The following is a 19,366-nucleotide window of genomic DNA, read 5'->3' as shown; positions in this document are numbered from 1 at the left end:
ACCTCACCCCACCGCGACGGGGGTGAGCCGCAGCGCCGAAGCGTCGGCGGCAGGCAGACCGACATGGACGAGCACGGTGTCGAGGAAGAGCTGGGCCTGCCGGACGAGGTCGTCGGCCTCTCGCACACTCACCCCGGCCCCGCCGCTCTGGGCGACGCCGTTGCGCTTGCCGCACTCAGTGAAGAAGCTCGCCCACTCCCCGAACTCCGGGCGCTGACGAGCCAGCGCCTCCCACGCACTGCGCGGACGTGAGCCGAGCGAACGCGGCGCCACCTGAGCCAGAAGGGCGGCAGCCGCCCGCAACGCAGCGAGTTGGGCCCTCGCGTAGCGCTCGGACGTCGTCGTGGCCGAGCAGGCCTCGATCAAGGCAGCGCGCGAACGGCCCAGAAGATCGAACAGATCGCCGGTGAGTGCTTCCGCGGGCGCACCCGGACCCGTTGCCGTCGTCGTCATGACATCTCCCTCTCGCTGCACACTTCGTCGAACCTGCACATCAGTCACTGAGCCGCTCGAGCGACCACCCGGAGCGCGCATGCGCCAGGTCGAACACCCCGAGGCTCGGGCTCGCCCCCGCACTCGCCTCGACCCGCCACACCCGACGTTCGGCGTCGTACACGCCCTGCTCCCCCATCGGTAGGCGCCACCACGGCGTTGCCTCACGCCAGCTCTCGAGCACCCCCGCGACTCGATACCGGCGTCCTCGCCAGACGAAGACCTCGGGCGCGCTCGCCTCTCCCGTGTCCACTGTGGTCACCTCGACGCTCTCGGCGTATCCGCGCATCTCGCCACCTCACTTCACTCGGGTGCCGACCGCGTCGTCACCGCTGGATGGTTCGCTGTGACTGTGACGGTGAGCGACGACGCAACGAACGTCGGAACAACGGCACAGCACAAGCCCGTTTTTTTCGAACTCATGTTCGATATGGTGACACTAGAACGCCCCGGCGACAACCCCCAGATTCCGCGGAATCGGAGCGACCGCGTAGGCTCGGTGGAAGTCGCTTGCCGGAAGGATCGAGACGTGCCCAACTCCGCGGACGCATCGCAGTTGCTCGAACGCATCCAGCGCACCGTCGACGCCGAAGTCGCCCACCAGCGCGAGGTTCTCGCCCCCCTCGGCGACGAAACCGATCTCATGGTCGACGCCATCGCTTCCCTGCTCTCCGGCGGCAAGCGCGTGCGTGCGTCGTTCCTCTACTGGGGCTACCGCGCCGCCGGCGGCGCCGACAGCGACGCCCTCGTGCGCGCCAGCGCGTCGATGGAGCTCTTCCAGGCCGCCGCGCTGCTGCACGACGACGTCATGGACGCGAGCGACACCCGCCGCGGCATGCCGGCTGCCCACCGGGCCATGGCGAACGCCCACCGCGAGCGCGGCCTCACCGGCGACGCCGACCGCTTCGGCGAGGCCGGCGCCATCCTCGCGGGCGACCTGTGCCTCACCTGGGCCGACGAGATGTACGCGACGAGCGGTCTACCCGCCGACGAGGTTCTTCGCGGACGTCGGGTCTTCGACCTCATGCGCACCCAGCTCATGGGCGGGCAGTTCCTCGACGTCCTCGAGGCCGTGCAGAACTGGGAAGGGCTCGCCACCGACGAGCGCATCACCCGCGCTCTGCGCGTCATCCGGTACAAGAGCGCGAAGTACACGATGGAGCACCCCCTGCTCATCGGTGCCACCTGCGCCGGCGGCGACGACGCCACTCTCGAAGCCCTCTCGCGCTACGGTCTCGCCCTCGGCGAGGCCTACCAGCTGCGCGACGACCTGCTCGGCGTCTTCGGCGACCCGGCACAGACGGGCAAGCCGGCCGGCGACGACCTGCGCGAAGGCAAGCGCACCGTCATCGTCGCTCACCTGCTCGACGACCTCTGCGCCGACGACCGCGCGTTCTTCGACACTCGCTTCGGCCACGACGACCTCGACACCGACGAGATCGAGCGTTTCCGCGCGCTCGCGATGAGCACCGGCGCCGTCGACGCCGTGGAGCAGCGCATCACTCAGGGAGCCGACGAAGCGCGCGCCGCGCTCGAGTCGCTCCGCGAGTCGATGCCGACCGAAGCGTTCACCGCTCTGCACGACTTCATCGGGACGACCACCGCTCGCTCCAGCTGAGCAGCCCCGCGTCAGCGCAGCGTCAGAACGCCTCTTCCATGGCGCGCTTGCGCACCTCGGCCTTGCGGCCCGCACGCAGCATGTCGATGGGGGCGCCGTCGATCGGCAACGTCTCGTCGGGCGTGCACAGCCAGCGAATCGCTTCCTCATCGCTGAACCCCGCGTCGGAGAGCACCGTCACCGTGCCCATGAGAGGCGTGACGACCGCACCGTCCTGAACGAAGGATGCCGGCACCGCGACGACATTGCGCTCCCCCACGCGCGCGGCGATGATCTCGCGATCGGCGATCATCTGACGCACCTGGCGCAGCGACATGCCCAGCTCCTCGGCGAGGTCGGGCACGGTGAGCCAGTCACCGACAAGTGCTTCGAGTTCCGTGTGCGTTGCGTCATCCACGACCCCAAGATTGCCAGACGGGAACGCGTTACCGCATGTCGGCCAGCGCACCGGGGGCGAGCTTCACCCCTTCGGGCGCGCCTTCGCAGGACGAGCCACGTCACCACCTAGCGTGTGAGCCATGCCTCTTACCTACGACGTCCCCGTCGCACTGCACGCGGTGCCGCCTGCGCACGTTCAGCCGGGCCGAACTCACGCGCAGTTCGTCAAGGGAGCCGCGAAGAGCAGCCCTGCTGCGAAGAAGAAGCCGACCCGCAAGGTCAAGAACGTCACGATCCGCCCCGGGGACTCGGTTTACGCCATCGCGCGAACCCACTCCTCGAGCGTCGCGGCCATCGTCAAGGCGAACCCGAAGATCGAGTTCCGTCGTCTCGTGCCGGGCACCGTCCTCAAGGTGCCGGTCCCCGCCTCGGCCCCGAAGGCGACGAAGCCCGTCAAGAAGCAGCCCGTCAAGAAGCCGTCGAAGGCCACGAGCGCGAAGCCGGTCAAGAAGCCCGCAGCAAAGCCGGCGAAGAAGCCCACGAAGAAGGCCGTTCGTCACACGAAGAGCGTCACCGTGCGCCCGGGCGACTCGCTCTACACGCTGGCCCAGCGTCATCACGCGAGCCTGGCAAGCGTCATCAAGGCGAATCCGGGGCTCGACGCGCGTCGTCTCCACGTCGGGTCTCAGGTCAAGATCCCCGTTGCCGGTGTCACCTCCGCCGCGAAGCCAGCAAAGAAGCCCACCACGAAGCCTGCTCGCAAGCCCACCTCGAAGGCCCCTGCCGGTGGCTACGCACCCAAGCCGACGCACGTCGTCAAGTACGCCGGCACCTCTGCGGCACGGCGCTACCCGGCCTCCGCTGTCGCCTCGGGTGATCGTCACCGTCAGCAACTCGCGCAGGCGAACCTGCCGAACCAGGCCCAGATCCGTTCGATGATCGTCGCCACCGCCAAGCGCTACGGGGTCGACCCGACGCTCGCCCTCGCCATCGGCTGGCAGGAATCGGGGCACCGCCAGAGCGCCGTCTCCGTCTGCGACGCGCTCGGCACGATGCAGGTCATGCCGGCCACCGGCCGTTGGGCGGGCGACCTCGCGGGCCGCAAGCTCAACCTCATGGACCCACAGGACAACATCACGGCAGGTGTCGTCACTCTGCGCTTCCTCACCCAGCACGCCAACAACCGCGACGAGGTGATCGGCTCCTACTACCAGGGCCTCGGCGCTGTCCGGAAACACGGCTTCTACCCCGACACACGCCAGTACGTCAGCAGCGTCAAGGCGCACATGAAGCGCTTCGGCGGCTGACGCAGCCGGGCGCCAGGCACGCTCCGTGTCCTCACCTGATGACCCGCAGCGTTCAGCGTTCTTCCTGCCCCGCCACCTACACTCGCCACCGTGACCACCTCGCACGCCGACCCCCTCATCGGCCGCACCGTCGAAGGGCGCTATCGCGTCCTCGAGCATCTTGCGGACGGTGGCATGGGCAGTGTGTACGTCGCTCGAGACCTCCGCCTCGATCGGGAGGTCGCCCTCAAGGTCTTGCGGGCCGACCTTGCGCGTGACCCCGTCTTCGTCGAGCGCTTCCAGCGTGAAGCCCGCGCTGCGGCGCGACTTGCCCACCCCCACGTCGTCGCAGTGCACGACCAGGGGCAGGACGCCGATGTCGTCTATCTCGCCATGGAACTCGTGCGCGGTCGCACGTTGCGCGACGTCATTCGCGACGGCGACAGGAGCGTGGGTGAGCAGCTCACGCTCTTCGAGCAGCTGCTCGACGGGCTCGCCGCCGCCCACCGGGCCGGCTTCGTGCATCGCGACATCAAGCCGGAGAACGTTCTCATCGACGCTGCCGACCGGGTCAAGGTCGCCGACTTCGGCCTGGCCCGCGCGGTCACCGGAAGCGGTATGAGCGTGGACAGCGAAGTCCTCATCGGCACGGCGTCGTACCTGTCGCCCGAACAGGTCGAGCCGTCGAGCTTCAGCCCCTCCGGCACCCGTTCCGACGTCTACTCCGCGGGACTCGTGCTCTTCGAGATGCTCACGGGTCACCGCGCCTTCGACGGCGACCTTCCCGTCCAGGTGGCCTACCAGCACGTGTACGGCACGATGACGAAGCCCTCCGAGATCCTGCCGGAGCTCACTGCCGCCTTCGACCCACTCCTCGCCCGGGCCTGTTCCAAGGAGCCTCAGGAGCGTCCCGCCGACGCCGAGGAGTTCAAGACCGAAGTCACCAGGCTTCGCGCCGAACTCCCCGACGACGTTCTCGACGTCCCGGTGCCGCCGGCCCCGCCGTCGTCACTGACGACGAACGCCGACACCCAGCACACTCGCGTCTCCGCGGCCGCCGACGGTACGACCGCGCCGGTCGCCCGAGCCTCCTCTGCAGCCGAGGCTCCCGACTCCCCGCTCGTCACCCGCCAGTACGGCCCCCAGTCGACGACGGCCCTCCCGAGCCGCGCCACCGTCGTCGAGAACGAGCGCCCGCGCCGTTGGTGGCCCTGGGTGCTCGCCGTCGCCGCACTCGTCGTCGCCGTCGTGGCGGCCATCGCGTTCACCGTCGGCCCCCTCGGCCCGCGCACCGTTCCCACGGTTCAGGGTCAAGCTCAAGGTCAGGCCGTTTCGACCCTGCGGAACGCAGGCTTCGACGTCAAGGTCCGCACCACCGAGTCCGACACTGTGCCCACGGGGCAGGCTGTGCGCACGACACCCGAAAGCGGAGCGTCGCGCCGTCCGACGAGCGATGTGACGCTCTGGGTCAGCACCGGCCCCCGCATGGTCGACGTCCCCGATACCGCGAACGCCACGCAGGACGACGCGCGCAAGACCTTGGAGAGCAAGGGGTTCAAGGTCGCTCGCGTCGAGAAGCAACACTCCGACATCGAGAAGGACAAGGTCGTCGGCACCAACCCCGCAGGTGGCAGCCGCGTGCGTCACGACACCCCGATCACCCTCATCGTGAGCGACGGACCGGCCGAGGTCGACGTCCCCGATGTCTCCGGATCGTCCGAGGACGATGCGAAGCGTCAGTTGGAGGCGCTCGGCTTCTCCGTGACGACAACGGAGGACTACGACCCGGACATCGAGTCGGGCAGGGTCGTCTCCACCGACCCGAGCAGCGGCACGACCGCGCGGGCAGGAAGCACCGTCACGCTCACCGTGTCCAAGGGACCCGAGATGGTTGACGTCCCGGATGTCGTCGGCATGAGCGCAGCCGATGCCCGCCGCACGCTCGAGGACGCCGGATTCGAAGTCGACGGCGGCTCGTGGCTCGACGATCTCCTCGACGGCACCGTCTCCAGCCAGTCGCCCGAGGGCGGCTCCGGCAAGCAGGCGCCCAAGGGCTCCACTGTCACGCTGAACTTCTGAGGCGGCTCCACGACAAACGCCGAACGGCGCTCACCCCCTCGTCGGGGCGAGCGCCGTTCGGCGTGAAGCGGTGGTTGCTCAGGCGTTGCGTGCACCCAGCATCTCGGCCACCAGGTAGGCGAGCTCAAGGCTCTGCTGGTGGTTGAGGCGCGGGTCGCACGCCGACTCGTAACGGCTCTCGAGGTCTTCGTCACGCACCTCGACGCTGCCGCCGAGGCACTCCGTGACGTCGTTGCCCGTGAGCTCGACGTGCAGGCCGCCCGGCACCGTGCCGGCCGCTTCGTGCACCTCGAAGAAGCCACGGACCTCGTCGACGACGTCGTCGAGACGACGCGTCTTGTAGCCGCTGGAGGATTCGAACGTGTTGCCGTGCATCGGGTCGGTGATCCACAACGGCGTGGCGCCCTCGGCCTTGAGACGCTCGACGATGGGCGGCAGAACCTCGCGGATCGTGCCCGCACCCATGCGCGTGATGAACGTCAGACGGCCCGGCTCACGCTCGGGGTCGATCTTGTCGATGATGCGCAGCAGGTCGTCCGGGTCGGCCTTGGGACCCACCTTCATGCCGACCGGGTTCGAGATGCGGCTGATGAAGTCGATGTGGGCGCCGTCGATCTCGCGGGTGCGCTCACCGACCCACAGCATGTGTCCCGACGTGGCGTACGGGCGGCCCGAACGGGAGTCAGTGCGCGTCAGCGGACGCTCGTAGTCGAGCAGCAGCGCCTCGTGGCTGGAGAAGAAGTCGACCGCCTTGAGGGCGTCGAAGTCGGCACCACAGGCCGCCATGAAGCGCATCGCCCGGTCGATGTCCTTGGCCGTCTTCTCGTAGCGCGAGTTCGCGGCGTTGGCGATGAAGCCCTTGTTCCACTCGTGCACGTTGCGCAGGTCGGCGAAACCGCCCTGCGTGAAGGCGCGCACGAGGTTCAGCGTGGCCGCGCTCGTGTTGTACGCCTGGAGCAGACGGTCCGGGTTCGGACGACGAGCCTCCTCGGTGAAGGCGAAGTCGTTGACCATGTCACCGCGGTAGGCCGGGAGCGTGACGTCGCCACGGGTCTCGGTGTCCTTCGAGCGCGGCTTCGCGAACTGGCCGGCGATGCGGCCCAGCTTCACGACCGGCGTGCTCGCGCCGTACGTGAGGACGGCCGCCATCTGGAGGATCGTCTTGATGCGGTCGCGGATGTTGTCGGCCGTGGCCGAGGCGAACATCTCCGCACAGTCGCCACCTTGCAGGACGAAGGCCTCGCCGCGGGCTGCGGCGGCCAGACGGGTGCGCAGATCGTCACACTCGCCCGCGAAGACGAGCGGCGGATAGCTGGCCAGGGTCTCCGAAACACGTTCGAGCGAGCCGTCGTTGGGCCACGTGGGCTGCTGCTTCGCCGGAAGCTCCGGCCAGTCGAGGCCCACGGGACGGGTCGTAGTCGAAATGGTCTGGGTTTCGGGGGTGGTACTCACCCTCCAAAGCCTATGACCGCTGTCCAATCCTGCGCATCTTAGCCCTTTTGCTGAGACGGAGTCAGGAGCGCTCGCTCGCTTCCTCACCCGGCGCCTCGGCCACCGGCTGAATCGTCTTCGTGGTCACGTCGCCGGAGGAGTCGGGGGTTTCTGCTGACGCGGCTGCGTCCGCGTTCTTGCCCTTGTCGGCGTCGATGCTCTTGCGCGGCAGGCGTGAGGCGGCGTCCTCGATGACGGAGGTGGCGCTGCCCTGGATCTCCTTGGCCACGTGAACCGCGCCCTCACCGATGGTGCGAGCCTTCTCGGCAACGGACTTCTTGCGCGATGCGGCGTACTCGTCGACGTATTCCTGGCCCGACAGGAGCATGAGCTCGTACATGATCTCGTCGGTGATCGAACGCAGGACGAAACGGTCGGCGCTCATACCCTCGAAGCGCGAGAAGTCGAGCGGAACACCGAAGCGCACGTGCGGCTGCGCGTAACGACCGAACTTCTCACCGGGAGGGGCCACCGTGTCGGTGTCCATGAGTGCCACCGGGATGACCGGCGCGCCACTTTCCAGCGCCAACCGGGCCACGCCCGTCTTGCCCTTGTAGAGGCGGCCGTCCGGCGAACGCGTGCCCTCGGGGAAGATGCCGAACAGATCGCCCTCAGCGAGGATCCGCTTGCCCGTCGCGAGTGCCCCCGCGGCCGCCGAACCGCTCGTGCGGTCGATCGGTACCTGGCCCGTGCCCGAGAAGAAGCTCTTCTGCATGCGGCCCCTGACGCCGGGCGTGGTGAAGTACTCGGACTTGGCGACGAACGTCACGCGACGGTCGAGCACGAGCGGCAGAAAGAGCCAGTCGGAGTACGACAGGTGGTTGATGGCGAGGATCGCAGGCCCCGAATCCGGGACGTGCTCGAGCCCTTCGACGGTCGGGCGGAACACCGTCCGCAGCGCCGGGCCGACGAGAACTCGCTTGAGGAGCCAGTAGAGCACGGGAGAACTTCCTGTTGGGCGTGAGAATCCGATGTCACTCTAGTCGGTGTGACCTATGACGCGTAGCCCGTCCGGGCCGCGGCGTTGCCCCTCTCGTGCCAGGATGTGGGCATGCAGCTCGACGATCTCCGTGGCAGCGCTGTGCCCGCGCGCCGCAACCGCGTTCGATGACGAACGGGCAGCCCGACGAGGCCCGCGACTGGGACGCGGAGTTCGAGGCCATCGCCAAGAGCCTGCGGCCGCAGTCGGATTCCTCTGGCGACGAACCTCATGAGATGCCCCCGGCGAGTCGCCACCGGTTCGACCACGGCTTTGCCGAGCCACCCAAGGACAACTCGCGCGGCGACAGCGCGTCGTCGTCGGCCACGGACGACTCCCCCGTTCCGGGTTTCCGTGACCAGTGGCGGCTGCGTGACGACGCGCCCTCGCTGCCGAACCTGAACACGAATCGACCGCTTGAGGACCCTCCCGAACTCGAGGACGACGACGACTTCGTCCCACCCGAGCCGACGCCCCTCGACAGCGACGACCCGGCAACGATCGTCATGTTGGGCTGCCTCGTGCTGGGCCCGTTGTGGCTGCTCTACCTGCTCTTCTTCGACCGCAACGCCGCAACGTTGTGGTGGAGCCTCGCCGCGCTCATCACCGCAGCCGGCTTCGTCATGGCCGTGGCCCGACAGCCGAAGTCACGCGACGAGGACGATGACGACGACGGGGCGCGCGTCTGAGGCTCGTCAGGCGATGACGGCGTCGACGACGAGCGGGCGATGGTCGGTCGCGACCTTCATCTGCTCTTCGACCGCGGACATGTCGACGGCCGTCAGCGTCAGCTGCGGCGAGGCGTAGATGAAGTCGATGCGCTTGTGCGGGTCGGCCGCGTTGAACGTGTTGACGCGCGGGCCCGCGTCGAGTAGACCGTGATGCTTGAACTCGCGCCCGGCGGGGCCGTTCTCGAGCTCGTTGAAGTCGCCGGCGATCGCCCACGGCAACGTGTGGTCGAGGGTCTCGTCGCCGAGCAGTTCACGCGCGTGGCCACCGCGCAACGCTCCGTAGAGCGACAGGTGCGTGCTGATCGCGACCCACGGCTTCTCACCGGGCAGCGCCACCTCCGCCCATGCGTAACCGCGCGGCTCCTGCGGACGCGGCACGGAGTACAGGCCGTGACCGCTGCGACGCACCTCGACGCGCGGCGACGTGATGAGCGCGGTGCTCATGCGATGACGCTTGCCGCCGCCCCAGACCATGCCGAGGCTCTCGGCGAAAGCCGCGACCTTGTGGTTCGAGAACGGGTGACGCGGCATCTCCTGCAGGCACAGCACGTCAGGTCGCGCGTGCTCGATGACTTCGAGCAGCGCGGCCCGGTCGTCCTTGAGGCCCCGCACGTTGTAGCTCATGAGTCGTACCGTCATGCCACGTTTCCTATCACGGCGCTGCGGGCGAGGTCTGCGGCGCCGACGAGGCCGGCCTCATTGCCGAGTTGCGCCTGGGCGATGCGGGCCTCCGGGCGGTAACCGCGCCCGGGCAGTTGTTTGCGGAAGGCCTCACGCGCCGGGCCGAGCAGCATGTCACCGGCGGCGGAGACTCCACCGCCGATGACGAAGGCGCTCGGATCGAACGCGCTGGCGAGGTTGGCGAGGCCAGTGCCGAGCCACGTGCCGATCTCGGCGAGAAGCTCCGCGGCGGTGGCGTCACCGGCCGAGGCGGCCTCGGTGATCATCGGACCGGTCAGCTTCGTCAGGTCGCCGCCGAGGGTGTCCGCGATGTCGTGAGCCATGGGCGATTCGGCGGCGAGCAGCGAGCGAGCTTCGCGCACGAGCGCGTTGCCGCTCGCATACTGCTCCCAGCAGCCGCGGTTTCCGCACTCGCAGCGCAGGCCGCCGGGCACGACCTGCATGTGGCCGAACTCCCCCGCGATGCCGTACCGACCGCGCTGGATCTCCCCGTCGAACAGCACGGCGCCGCCAATTCCGGTTCCCAGGTTGACCATGACGACGTGGCTCTCACCGCGCACGGCACCAAAGCGCCACTCGGCCCAGCACGCCGTGTTGGCGTCGTTGTCGACGAAGACGGGGTGCGTGCACCGCGCGCGCAGGTTCTCGCGCAGCGGCTCGTTGCGCCACGACAGATGCGGGGCGAAAACGACCGTCGAGCGATCCGCTCCGACGAAACCGGCCGCGCCGATGCCGACGGCGGATACATCGCCGAGCGAGTCGCGCTCCGCGACGGCGTCGAGCTCGTCGACGACGCTGACGAGCAGGTCTTCGACGACCGCCGCCTTCGTCGAGCGGTGTGGGGTGTCGCGACGGGCGCGGGCGATGACGTTGCCCTCCTCGTCGACGAGACCGCCGGCCACCTTCGTGCCGCCGATGTCGATACCGATCGCGAGACTCACGCGCGTCCTTCCCTTGCCAGTGCTGCGGCGCCGATGACGCCTGCGTCGTTTCCGAGCGTCGCGACGCAGAAACGAGCCGCGGGGCGGTGCCCGCCGCCGGTCAGCTCCTCGGCGAACGCGACGCGTGCGGGCTCGAGGACGAGGTCGCCCGCCTCGGCGAGGCCTCCCCCGATGACGAAGAGCTGCGGGTCGAGAATCGCCGTGAGCGACGCGGCGCCCTCGCCCAGCCAGCGTCCGATCTCGGCGAGCAGAGCCACGGCCGCTTCGTCACCTTCCTGGGCGGCCTGCGTCACGTGAACGCCCTTGAGGTTCTCCGGCTTGCCGTCGCACAACTCACGCAGACGCTTTCCCTGCGGAGTCCCCTCGTCGACGAGGGCCCGCGCGTCGCGAACGAGCGCGCTGCCGCTGGCGTACATCTCGAAGCAACCTCGGTTGCCACAGCCGCAGAGGTGTCCGTGCGGGACGACGCGCATGTGGCCGATCTCGGCGCCGACGCCGTGGCTGCCGCGGAAGACCTCGCCGCCGAGCACGATGCCTCCGCCGACACCAGTGCCGAGCGTGATCATCACCATGTCGTCGACGTTCTTGCCGCCGCCGTAGCGGAACTCCCCGTACCCGGCGGCGTTGGCGTCGTTCTCGATGACGACGTCGTGACCGGTGGCCTCCTGGAGCTGGGCGCGCAGCGGCTCGTGGCGCCACGCGATGTTCGGTGCGAAAAGGACCGTCGCCCCCTCACGATCGATGTAACCGGCGCACGCAACCCCCACCTTGGGCGTCTCGTCACCATGGGCTCGCGCCTTCTCGGCAAGGTCCCGGATGAGGTCGACCGTGCCGGTGATGATGGCCTCGGCGTCCTGCGCGGGCGTGTCACGGCGTGCCTGCTCGACGAGTCGGCCCTCGGCGTCGACGAGACCGCCGGCGATCTTCGTTCCGCCGATGTCGATACCGATGCTCACGCTCACGTTGTGCCCTTCATCCCGCGGAGCCACTCGGGCGACCGCACGTGCCACCAATCCTGAACGGCTCCACGACGGTGGCCAAATCGCCTCGCCGTCACTCGGGGTGCGCCCTTTCCGTGTTTCGGCGCTCGACCTCACGCGCCAAGTCGTCCAGCGCCACCGAAACGACCGTTGCCTCAGCCTTGCGGCGTAGTGCTGTGATGATCGGAATGCCGGGATCCACGTTCAACGTGTACGTGACGGTGCACCCCTGAGCCGCCGGCACGATGCGGTACGAACCCTTCAGGCTCCGTAGCTGCTGCGCCGCGACGAGTGTCCACGCGACCTCCGCTTCCGGGCCCCGCCTCGTCACGCGGTAGCGCAGCCGGAGGACGTCCTTGAGCAGCCCGGCGTCCATCCTCAGCTCTGCGTCGCTCGGCATGCCCGCCGCATCCAACGCGAACACCTCGGCCCGTGTGATCTGCGACGTCCACCTCGGATAGGCCTCGATGTCGACGACGGTGGCCAGCACCGTCTCCGGATCTGCTGACATCACCCGAGTCGCGTTCGTGTGCTCACCCATGTCGCGACAGTAGGGCATGCGCGCGGAACCTTTCGAGCAAGCCGGTAGGCTGGGCGCGGCATTCGGACGTCAGTCCACCCCGCCACCCCACGCCTCAGACGAAAGGTCGCCATGCAGGAGAGCTGCGAACCTCTGCTCGTTCCCGTCCGCGAGGACGCGAGTCTTCCGCAGTTGCTCACGACGAACGCGACGCAGCGTGGCGACAAGGTCGGCTACGCCGTGCGCGAGGGGGCCACGTGGCGTGAGATCACCCACCGCGAGTTCCTCGCCGAGGTGGAGCAGTTGGCCAAGGGCTTCATGGCGTCGGGCGTGCGACCGGGCGACCGTGTCGCCCTCATGAGCCACACCCGCTACGAGTGGACACTCGTCGACCTCGCACTGCTCACTGCCGGCGCCGTCGTCGTGCCGGTGTACGAGACGTCGTCGGCCGACCAGATCTCCTGGATCCTTCGCGACTCCGGCTCGATCGCCGCCATCGTCGAGGACGTCGACATGGCCCGCAGCATCGCCACGGTCCGCGACGAGTGCCCGGCCCTGCGTGACGTCTGGCAGATCGACGGCGGACACCTCGACGAGTTGCGTCAGGGTGCCGGCGATGTCAGTGATGCCGAGATGCGCGCACGACGCGACAGCCTCGACGCCGAGAGCATGGCGACGATCATCTACACCTCCGGCACGACCGGCCGCCCGAAGGGCTGCGTGCTGACGCACGGCAACTTCGTTGCGCTGTCGCAGAACGCCCTGGCCCGGATGGACGCGCTCGTCAACGGCGAGGACAACAACGGCACGATGCTGTTCCTGCCGCTCGCGCACGTCTTCGCGCGCCTCATCCAGTACGTGGCGATCGCTTCCGGAACCCGTTTGGGGCACACGTCGATGACCACCCTCGTCGACGACCTCGGGACCTACCGCCCCTCGTACCTGCTCGCGGTGCCGCGGGTGTTCGAGAAGGTGTTCGCCGCGTCGCGTCAGCGCGCAGTCTCTGACGGCAAGGGTCGCGTGTTCGACACCGCCGCCGATGTCGCGACGAAGTACAGCCAGGCCACGAACGCGGGACGGCGCCCGTCGTTGCTCCTTCGGGCCAAGCACGCGGTCTTCGATCGTCTTGTCTACGCGAAGCTGCGCGCGGCGTTCGGCGGCGAGCTCCGGTACTCGATCTCCGGTGGCGCGCCTTTGGACGCCTCCCTCGCCCACTTCTACAACGGGATCGGCCTTCCCGTTCTTGAGGGCTACGGCCTGACGGAGACGACAGCACCGGCGTCGGTCAACCCGCCGGAGCGACTCAAGATCGGCACCGTCGGCCCGGCATGCCCTGGCGTCTGCCTGCGTATCGCCGAGGACGGCGAGGTGCTCGTCAAGGGCATCAACGTCTTCCGCGAGTACTTGGGCAACCCTGACGCGACCGCAGAGGCGAAGGTCGACGGGTGGTTCCGCACGGGCGATCTCGGCTCGCTCGACGAGGAGGGTTACCTCACGATCACCGGCCGCAAGAAGGACCTCATCGTGACCGCGGGCGGCAAGAACGTCAGCCCGTCGCGCCTCGAGGACGCCCTGCGCTCCGATCCCCTCGTGGCCGAAGCCGTCGTCGTCGGTGACGGCCGCCCGTTCATCACGGCGCTGCTCACCCTCGACGAGGAGGCGCTGCCGGCGTGGGCCAACGAGCACGGCGTCGCCGACCTCGACCCCGAGCAGGCACGCACGCGCCCCGAGGTGCTCGAAGCGCTGCAGGCTGCGGTCGACAAGGCCAACCAACTCGTGTCGCGCGCGGAGTCGATCCGCAAGTTCACGGTGCTGCCGGAACACCTCACGGAGGCTTCAGGGCACCTCACACCGTCCCTCAAGGTGAAGCGTCACGTCGTGCTCAAGGACTTCGCCGAGCAGGTCGACGAGCTCTACGCCTGAGCGCGCCTCGGTGGTTCGCCGGCCTCAGCCTCCGGAGTTCAGTGCGCGTTCCAACCACGCGACGAACGATTCGGCGCCTTCGGGGACGATCTGTCGGGCCGAGGAGCCTGCGTGCTCCTCGTCCGCGCGCGACTGCACGAGAAGCTTGAGCACCGCCGCACCTGCGACGTGGGCCAGGTAGGTGACGTAAGCCGCGGACCACTCGTACCCCAGGCGGGCATCACGCTGGAACTGCTGCGCCGACGGTGGACCGGTGAAGTGTCCCTGCCGCGCGTTGTAGGTTGCCGCAAGATTCGGCCAACGTGCGGGGAGCCTCGGCGCCTGGTCGGGGGTTGCGGTCCACTCCGCAGCGCCCTCCTTGAGCCAGAGCGCTGTGCGGTCGGAACCGAAGTGTCGCAACCGCACGTGCGCCAGTTCGTGTGCAATGACGACCTGTCGCCCGATGTCGGTCAGCGATCTCGCCGCGCTGGGCGAGACGAGCACGCGCCCGTCGCTCGTCGTCACGGCTGCCGTCGAGCCGTCGAGGCCGTCAGCAGCCGCAGCGAAGGTGGCGTCGTCGACGACCGCGACCCTCACGCTCCCCTGGGCCTTACCCCAGATCGTGGCCACGTCGCCTGCCGCACGCTTCACACGATCCGCCCACTCCGATGCGCTTCCCTCGGTCACCGACAGGTCGATCGAGCCGAGCGGCGTCTCGAGGCGCATCGCCTGCCTCGACGAACCGCCCCCCGAACCCGACGGCGACTCCGCGTCGCGAGCATCACCGTCGCCACCAGAGCATGCCGCGGCGAGGACGACGGGCAGCAACCCGAGAACACGGCGGCGGGACGGCATGCGCCAACCCTAGAGGGCGCGTCTCAGACGGCCACCTGAAGACCGAACGGCGCGCGCTCGAGACGCGCCTCCGCCGCGTCGTGGGCGGACACGAGGCCGGAGGCGCACAGGGTGTCGAGCACCCGGTGGTCCTCGGCCTCCCACTCGGGTTCGCCGAGGGCCGGTTCGGGCAGCCCGAGGAAGGTCGTGACCACGCATGAGTCGCAAGCGCGACCCCGCACCGGGCAGGAGTTGCACGAGATGAGCATGATGCCCCCTTCGGTTGGTTCTCGCGGCCGTTCGCCCATGCGATCGGCTTGTGACGACGACGGTAGGTGCGGGTACCGACAACCCCGCCATTCAGCGGAATTCATCCGATGGCCGGCGCCATCGAGCCTCGAGGAGCAAGGGGTTGTCGGTGCCGGCATCTACCGTGCGGAGCATGGAGATCACGACAGCGCAGACGGGCGTGCAGACGTCGCTCAGTGACCTCGGCACGCCCCTCGTCGACGTGACGTTCGTCGTGGTCGACCTCGAGACGACGGGCGGGCGCCCCGAGGCCGAGGGCATCACCGAGATCGGCGCCGTAAAGGTGCGCGGCGGCGAGATCCTGGGAGAGTTCGCCACCCTGGTCGACCCCGGCCATGAGATCCCCGTCCAGATCCAGCGCCTCACCGGCATCACGACGAGCATGGTGTACGACGCCCCACGCATCGCGGGGGTTCTGCCGGCCTTCCTCGAGTTCCTCGGACATGACAGCGTTCTCGTGGCCCACAACGCCGGATTCGACGTCGGTTTCCTCAAAGCCGCGTGCGCCGGCCACGCCATCGACTGGCCCGCCCCCGACGTCGTCGACACGGTGAAGCTCGCTCGCGCCCTCGTCCCACGCGACGAGGTGCGCAACCACCGCCTCGGAACCCTGGCCGCACACTTCGGTGCTCACACGACTCCCAATCACCGCGCTCTCGCCGACGCGCGAGCCACGGTCGACGTGCTGCACGCTCTCCTCGCCCGCGCTGGCTCACTCGGTGTGACATCCCGCGAGGATCTCCTCGTCTTCGGCGCCAAGGTGCCCGCTGCGCGTCGCCGTCGCGCGACGATGGCCGACGGCCTACCCGAGGCGCCGGGCGTCTATGTCTTCAAGGACGAGCAGGGCGTTCCGCTCTACGTCGGCACGTCGGGAAACATTAAGCGTCGAGTCAAGAGTTACTTCACGGCCTCCGAGAAGCGGCGCGGAATGGGCCTCATGGTCGACCTCGCGCACACCGTCACGCCGATCCCCTGCGCCACTGCGCTCGAAGCTCATGTGCGCGAGATCCGATTGATCGCAGAGTTCCGCCCTCGCTTCAATCGGCGCTCCGCCCGGCCCGAGAAGGCCGCATGGCTCAAGGTCACCGACGAGCGCTTCCCCCGCTTGTCCGTCGTCCGTTCCCGACGCGACGACGAGGCCCTCTACGTGGGCCCGTTCCGATCGAAGACCGCGGCCGGCGCCGCGCGTGACGCCATCCACGACGTGCGCCGGATCCGCCAGTGCACTCAACCGATTTCGAAGAAGGGCGCGCCCCCGTGCGTTCTCGCCGAGATCGACCGATGCGCCGCCCCCTGCCTCGGCGAACTCACACCGGAGGCCTACGCGCCGATCGTGACGGCTCTGCGCCAGGAGCTCGAGTCCGGCACCTCGACGCTCGTCTCCGATCTCGAAGGACGTCTGACTCGCCTGGCCACCGACGAGCGCTTCGAAGAAGCCCGCGCCACGCGCGACGCCCTCGTGGAGATGCTGCGCGGCACCGATCGTCACCAGCGGCGCGCCCCGCTCGTCCAGAACCCCCACTTCGTCGCTGCCCGACCACGCGCCGGAGGAGGCTGGGAGTTCGCGGTCGTCCGCTACGGACGGCTCGCGGGGTCGGCACACGCGAATCGCGGGGAGGACCCGCGCCCCGTCATCGAGTCACTCGCCCTCTTCGCCGAAGCGGTGTCGCCCACCGACGAGACACTCCCGGAGGAGACGGACGTCGTGCTGCGCTGGCTCGAGCGCCCCGGAACCCGCGTGGTCGACTCGGATCTCCCGTGGGTCAGCCCCGTGGGCGGTGCCGGCGGGGCATTGTCACGGCTCGATCCCCTCGTCGAGCGGGCTCGCGAACTCGCGTGGGAGGAAGAGCGCGCTTCGTGAGGGGTTCTCAGCCGTCGAGGCCTAGGTCGAAGCCGGCCTCCAGGTCGTGCTTGGAGTAGGTACGGAACGCGAGGTGCGTGTCCGTGCCCGTCACGCCGGCGACCTTGTTGATGCGATCGGAGATGACAGGCGCGAGGTCCTCGTAGGAGGGAACGCGCACCATGGCGATGAGGTCGACACCGCCTGTCACGGAGTAGACCTCGTCGACGCCGTCGAGATCGGCGAGCTCCGCGGCCACCTCGGGGATGCGGGAGACCTCGGCTTCGATGAGAACAATTGCGGTGATCACGGGTACACCGTAGCCATCGTCAGCGCGACGCCGAGCGGGAACGTTCGACCCAACCGTCGAGAACTCGGGCAGCAGCACCGGAGTCGATGGCCTCTGCGCCCCGGGCGACGCCGGCTCGCACCGCCTCGGCAAGATCGCCACGTCCACCGAAGCGCTCACCGCTCGCCTGCTGCTCCGTCAGGGCCAACGCGAGCCCCGCGTTGAACAGGACGGCGTCACGCACCGGACCGTGATCGCCGGCCAGCAGACGGCGCACGACCTCGGCGTTCTCGTCCGCCTGGCCACCTCGCAAGGCTTCCAGCGGTGCCGTTTCGAGACCGACGTCCTGCGGGCCGAGCACGTGCTCCTCCACCGCGCCGTCGAACACCCACCACACCGTCGACGTCGTGGCCAGGGTGAGCTCGTCGAGCCCGTCATCACCGCGGAAAACGGCCGCATCCGTGCCGCGCTCGGCGAACACGCCCGCCATGACCGGGGCCATCGCCTTGTTCGCGCACCCGACCGCGGCCACCGCAGGGCGCACAGGGTTGGTCAGCGGACCGAGGAAGTTGAAGGCCGTCGGAACGGCGAGTTCCCGGCGCGTCGTCGCCGCGTGACGCATGGCGGGGTGGAAAAGCTGCGCGAAGAGGAAGGTCATGGGGGCCTCGAGCGCTTCGGCCTGCAGACGCTCGGGCTCCGTCGTGAGATCGACGCCGAGAGCCTCCAGGACGTCCGCAGTGCCCGTCGAACTGGAACTCGCCCGGTTGCCGTGCTTGGCCACTCGCACCCCGGCGCCGGCACAGACGAGAGACGCCATCGTCGAGATGTTCACCGTGTGTGCCATGTCGCCACCGGTGCCGACGATGTCGAGCGTCGGGCCCGGCACCTCGAGAGCGCGCGCGTGTTCGACCATGACGTCCGCGAGGCCCTGAAGCTCCTGCACGGTCTCGCCCTTGGAGTGAAGAGCCACGAGGAACGCAGCCATCCGGACGGGCGACACCTCCCCGGACATGATCGCGTCCATGGCCCCACGAGCCTGCTCATAGCTGAGGTCCTCACCTCGCACGAGGTGTGAGACGAGTTGCGGCCACTGCATTGCGATACCTCGCTGGTGTCGGACGACGGGTTCTCCCCAACTCTAGGCCCGCCGCCGACTCACCCTGTGCCGCCTCCCGATGCGCGGAACGACGCGCATCACACCCACAGCTCGAACCCGTGCGAAACCCAGTGCTCTCACAGCGGAAGTAACAAAAGTGTGTCTCTTCGGGGGGCCGCGTGCGCGATCGGGGAATGGGCAGGACATAATGTCCGGGTGGCGACCGCAACTACAGCTCAGACGAGCGAACACGGCATCCCCGCCGGGCACGGACCGGCGACCCGACCCAACCTGACTGCCGTTGGCACGATGGTGTGGCTCGGAAGCGAACTCATGTTCTTTGCCGGCTTGTTCGCGATGTACTTCACGATCCGCTCCGTGGCAGGTGACCTGTGGCATGACCGCACGCATCACCTCAATGTCACGTTCGCGGCCATCAACACGACGGTCCTCGTGATCTCGTCCGTGTGGTGTCAGCTCGGCGTGTTCAAGGCCGAGCACGGCATCCCGCACCGCACGGGCAAGCTTCTCGAGGTCGGCAAGTGGGGCATGCGCGAGTGGTACTCCCTCACCTACCTGTTCGGCGCGATCTTCGTGTCCGGCCAGGTGCTGGAGTACTCCGAGCTCCACGAGGCGGGCATCTCGCTCGACAGTGACGCCTACGGTTCGATGTTCTACATCACCACCGGCTTCCACGGCATCCACGTGACCCTGGGTCTCCTGGCCTTCCTGCTGATCATCGGCCGTACCTTCACGTCGAAGAACTACAGCCACCACCAGGCCACCGGCGCCATCGTCACGTCCTACTACTGGCACTTCGTCGATGTCGTCTGGATCGCACTGTTCGCCACCATCTACCTCCTGAAGTAATGCGCCACGAACCGCGCCGCATCATTTCCCCGACCGTCGACAGGATGTTC

At 68.6% G+C, this 19,366-nt stretch carries 20 protein-coding genes; 7 read left to right on the top strand and 13 right to left on the bottom strand.

From position 1 onward, the window contains the following. Nucleotides 1-3: 3 nt before the first annotated feature. Both EVU97_RS02245 and EVU97_RS02240 read right to left on the bottom strand, forming a co-directional pair. Nucleotides 4-453 (bottom strand): SAV_6107 family HEPN domain-containing protein, encoded by a 450-nt coding sequence (locus tag EVU97_RS02245; RefSeq protein WP_129663135.1) that lies wholly within the window; start codon nt 451-453, stop codon nt 4-6. A gap of 40 nt (nt 454-493) precedes the next feature. Further along, nucleotides 494-781 (bottom strand): DUF6504 family protein, encoded by a 288-nt coding sequence (locus EVU97_RS02240; RefSeq protein ID WP_118914897.1) that lies wholly within the window; start codon nt 779-781, stop codon nt 494-496. A 240-nt stretch (nt 782-1,021) separates the two neighbouring features. Here EVU97_RS02240 and EVU97_RS02235 point away from each other — a divergent pair, with 240 nt between their 5' ends. Next, nucleotides 1,022-2,110, top strand: coding sequence for a polyprenyl synthetase family protein (locus tag EVU97_RS02235; RefSeq protein WP_129663133.1), 1,089 nt, complete (start codon nt 1,022-1,024; stop codon nt 2,108-2,110). 22 nt (nt 2,111-2,132) lie between these two features. Here EVU97_RS02235 and EVU97_RS02230 read toward each other — a convergent pair whose 3' ends face one another. Beyond that, entirely contained in the window at nt 2,133-2,507 is a 375-nt protein-coding gene (locus tag EVU97_RS02230) for an Rv2175c family DNA-binding protein (protein ID WP_047311482.1), read from the bottom strand. Between the two features lie 121 nt (nt 2,508-2,628). On the opposite strand from EVU97_RS02230, the gene EVU97_RS02225 reads away from it, so the two are divergent. After that, a complete protein-coding gene (locus tag EVU97_RS02225; RefSeq protein ID WP_129663131.1) occupies nt 2,629-3,795 on the top strand; it encodes a LysM peptidoglycan-binding domain-containing protein in 1,167 nt (388 codons plus the stop codon). A 90-nt stretch (nt 3,796-3,885) separates the two neighbouring features. Then, nucleotides 3,886-5,853 carry a Stk1 family PASTA domain-containing Ser/Thr kinase gene (gene pknB / locus EVU97_RS02220; RefSeq protein ID WP_129663129.1) on the top strand — a complete coding sequence of 656 codons (1,968 nt, stop codon included), beginning with the start codon at nt 3,886-3,888 and terminating at the stop codon, nt 5,851-5,853. A gap of 78 nt (nt 5,854-5,931) precedes the next feature. On the opposite strand, the gene EVU97_RS02215 is transcribed toward pknB, so the two are convergent. Then, a complete protein-coding gene (locus EVU97_RS02215; protein WP_370448509.1) occupies nt 5,932-7,305 on the bottom strand; it encodes a class II 3-deoxy-7-phosphoheptulonate synthase in 1,374 nt (457 codons plus the stop codon). Nucleotides 7,306-7,366: 61 nt separating this feature from the next. Further along, a complete protein-coding gene (locus EVU97_RS02210) occupies nt 7,367-8,284 on the bottom strand; it encodes a 1-acyl-sn-glycerol-3-phosphate acyltransferase (RefSeq protein WP_205744839.1) in 918 nt (305 codons plus the stop codon). 167 nt (nt 8,285-8,451) lie between these two features. Between EVU97_RS02210 and EVU97_RS02205 the strand changes: the two genes are divergently transcribed. After that, on the top strand, nt 8,452-9,012 hold the full coding sequence (locus EVU97_RS02205) for a hypothetical protein (protein WP_129663127.1): 561 nt from the start codon (nt 8,452-8,454) through the stop codon (nt 9,010-9,012). 6 nt (nt 9,013-9,018) lie between these two features. Here the strand turns inward: EVU97_RS02205 and EVU97_RS02200 are convergent, their stop codons facing one another. The 4 genes from EVU97_RS02200 to EVU97_RS02185 form a co-directional block, all read right to left on the bottom strand. Continuing rightward, a complete protein-coding gene (locus EVU97_RS02200) occupies nt 9,019-9,693 on the bottom strand; it encodes an endonuclease/exonuclease/phosphatase family protein (RefSeq protein ID WP_129663125.1) in 675 nt (224 codons plus the stop codon). Further along, a complete protein-coding gene (locus EVU97_RS02195; RefSeq protein ID WP_129663123.1) occupies nt 9,690-10,676 on the bottom strand; it encodes an ROK family glucokinase in 987 nt (328 codons plus the stop codon). The genes EVU97_RS02200 and EVU97_RS02195 overlap by 4 nt, the downstream gene beginning before the upstream one ends. Beyond that, nucleotides 10,673-11,638, bottom strand: a complete 966-nt coding sequence (locus EVU97_RS02190) for an ROK family glucokinase (RefSeq protein WP_129663121.1) — start codon at nt 11,636-11,638, stop codon at nt 10,673-10,675. The genes EVU97_RS02195 and EVU97_RS02190 overlap by 4 nt, the downstream gene beginning before the upstream one ends. 91 nt (nt 11,639-11,729) lie before the next feature. Further along, nucleotides 11,730-12,197, bottom strand: coding sequence for an SRPBCC family protein (locus tag EVU97_RS02185; RefSeq protein WP_165357840.1), 468 nt, complete (start codon nt 12,195-12,197; stop codon nt 11,730-11,732). A 111-nt stretch (nt 12,198-12,308) separates the two neighbouring features. Here EVU97_RS02185 and EVU97_RS02180 point away from each other — a divergent pair, with 111 nt between their 5' ends. Next, on the top strand, nt 12,309-14,099 hold the full coding sequence (locus tag EVU97_RS02180; RefSeq protein ID WP_129663118.1) for a long-chain fatty acid--CoA ligase: 1,791 nt from the start codon (nt 12,309-12,311) through the stop codon (nt 14,097-14,099). A 24-nt stretch (nt 14,100-14,123) separates the two neighbouring features. Here EVU97_RS02180 and EVU97_RS02175 read toward each other — a convergent pair whose 3' ends face one another. Together EVU97_RS02175 and EVU97_RS02170 are read right to left on the bottom strand one after the other, a co-directional pair. Next, nucleotides 14,124-14,933, bottom strand: coding sequence for a hypothetical protein (locus EVU97_RS02175; protein ID WP_129663116.1), 810 nt, complete (start codon nt 14,931-14,933; stop codon nt 14,124-14,126). A 23-nt stretch (nt 14,934-14,956) separates the two neighbouring features. Beyond that, the gene (locus EVU97_RS02170) at nt 14,957-15,127 is read right to left on the bottom strand and encodes a hypothetical protein (RefSeq protein WP_165357813.1); all 171 of its coding nucleotides are present in this window, start codon (nt 15,125-15,127) and stop codon (nt 14,957-14,959) included. 227 nt (nt 15,128-15,354) lie between these two features. Between EVU97_RS02170 and EVU97_RS02165 the strand changes: the two genes are divergently transcribed. Next, nucleotides 15,355-17,082 (top strand): DEDD exonuclease domain-containing protein, encoded by a 1,728-nt coding sequence (locus EVU97_RS02165; RefSeq protein ID WP_129663112.1) that lies wholly within the window; start codon nt 15,355-15,357, stop codon nt 17,080-17,082. A gap of 7 nt (nt 17,083-17,089) precedes the next feature. Here EVU97_RS02165 and EVU97_RS02160 read toward each other — a convergent pair whose 3' ends face one another. Both EVU97_RS02160 and trpD read right to left on the bottom strand, forming a co-directional pair. After that, entirely contained in the window at nt 17,090-17,371 is a 282-nt protein-coding gene (locus tag EVU97_RS02160) for an Lrp/AsnC family transcriptional regulator (protein ID WP_129663110.1), read from the bottom strand. A 19-nt stretch (nt 17,372-17,390) separates the two neighbouring features. Further along, on the bottom strand, nt 17,391-18,446 hold the full coding sequence (trpD, locus tag EVU97_RS02155) for an anthranilate phosphoribosyltransferase (protein ID WP_129663108.1): 1,056 nt from the start codon (nt 18,444-18,446) through the stop codon (nt 17,391-17,393). 216 nt (nt 18,447-18,662) lie between these two features. On the opposite strand from trpD, the gene EVU97_RS02150 reads away from it, so the two are divergent. Further along, nucleotides 18,663-19,316, top strand: coding sequence for a heme-copper oxidase subunit III (locus EVU97_RS02150; protein WP_082128771.1), 654 nt, complete (start codon nt 18,663-18,665; stop codon nt 19,314-19,316). The last annotated feature ends 50 nt before the right edge of the window (nt 19,317-19,366 follow it).

The sequence above is a fragment of the Dermacoccus sp. 147Ba genome, assembly GCF_004151355.1.
Lineage (GTDB): Bacteria > Actinomycetota > Actinomycetes > Actinomycetales > Dermatophilaceae > Dermacoccus > Dermacoccus abyssi.
The sequence above is the reverse complement of the archived record's forward strand: the minus strand, read 5'-3'. Positions and strand labels throughout refer to the sequence as shown.

What these genes read in the sequence shown, in the direction of transcription:
- EVU97_RS02245 (WP_129663135.1), bottom strand. Translation starts at nt 453, where the DNA reads ATGACGACGACGGCAACGGGTCCGGGTGCGCCCGCGGAAGCACTCACC.
- EVU97_RS02240 (WP_118914897.1), bottom strand. Translation starts at nt 781, where the DNA reads ATGCGCGGATACGCCGAGAGCGTCGAGGTGACCACAGTGGACACGGGA.
- EVU97_RS02225 (WP_129663131.1), top strand. Translation starts at nt 2,629, where the DNA reads ATGCCTCTTACCTACGACGTCCCCGTCGCACTGCACGCGGTGCCGCCT.
- EVU97_RS02205 (WP_129663127.1), top strand. Translation starts at nt 8,452, where the DNA reads ATGACGAACGGGCAGCCCGACGAGGCCCGCGACTGGGACGCGGAGTTC.
- EVU97_RS02200 (WP_129663125.1), bottom strand. Translation starts at nt 9,693, where the DNA reads ATGACGGTACGACTCATGAGCTACAACGTGCGGGGCCTCAAGGACGAC.
- EVU97_RS02185 (WP_165357840.1), bottom strand. Translation starts at nt 12,197, where the DNA reads ATGGGTGAGCACACGAACGCGACTCGGGTGATGTCAGCAGATCCGGAG.
- EVU97_RS02180 (WP_129663118.1), top strand. Translation starts at nt 12,309, where the DNA reads ATGCAGGAGAGCTGCGAACCTCTGCTCGTTCCCGTCCGCGAGGACGCG.
- EVU97_RS02175 (WP_129663116.1), bottom strand. Translation starts at nt 14,933, where the DNA reads ATGCCGTCCCGCCGCCGTGTTCTCGGGTTGCTGCCCGTCGTCCTCGCC.
- EVU97_RS02165 (WP_129663112.1), top strand. Translation starts at nt 15,355, where the DNA reads ATGGAGATCACGACAGCGCAGACGGGCGTGCAGACGTCGCTCAGTGAC.
- trpD (WP_129663108.1), bottom strand. Translation starts at nt 18,446, where the DNA reads ATGCAGTGGCCGCAACTCGTCTCACACCTCGTGCGAGGTGAGGACCTC.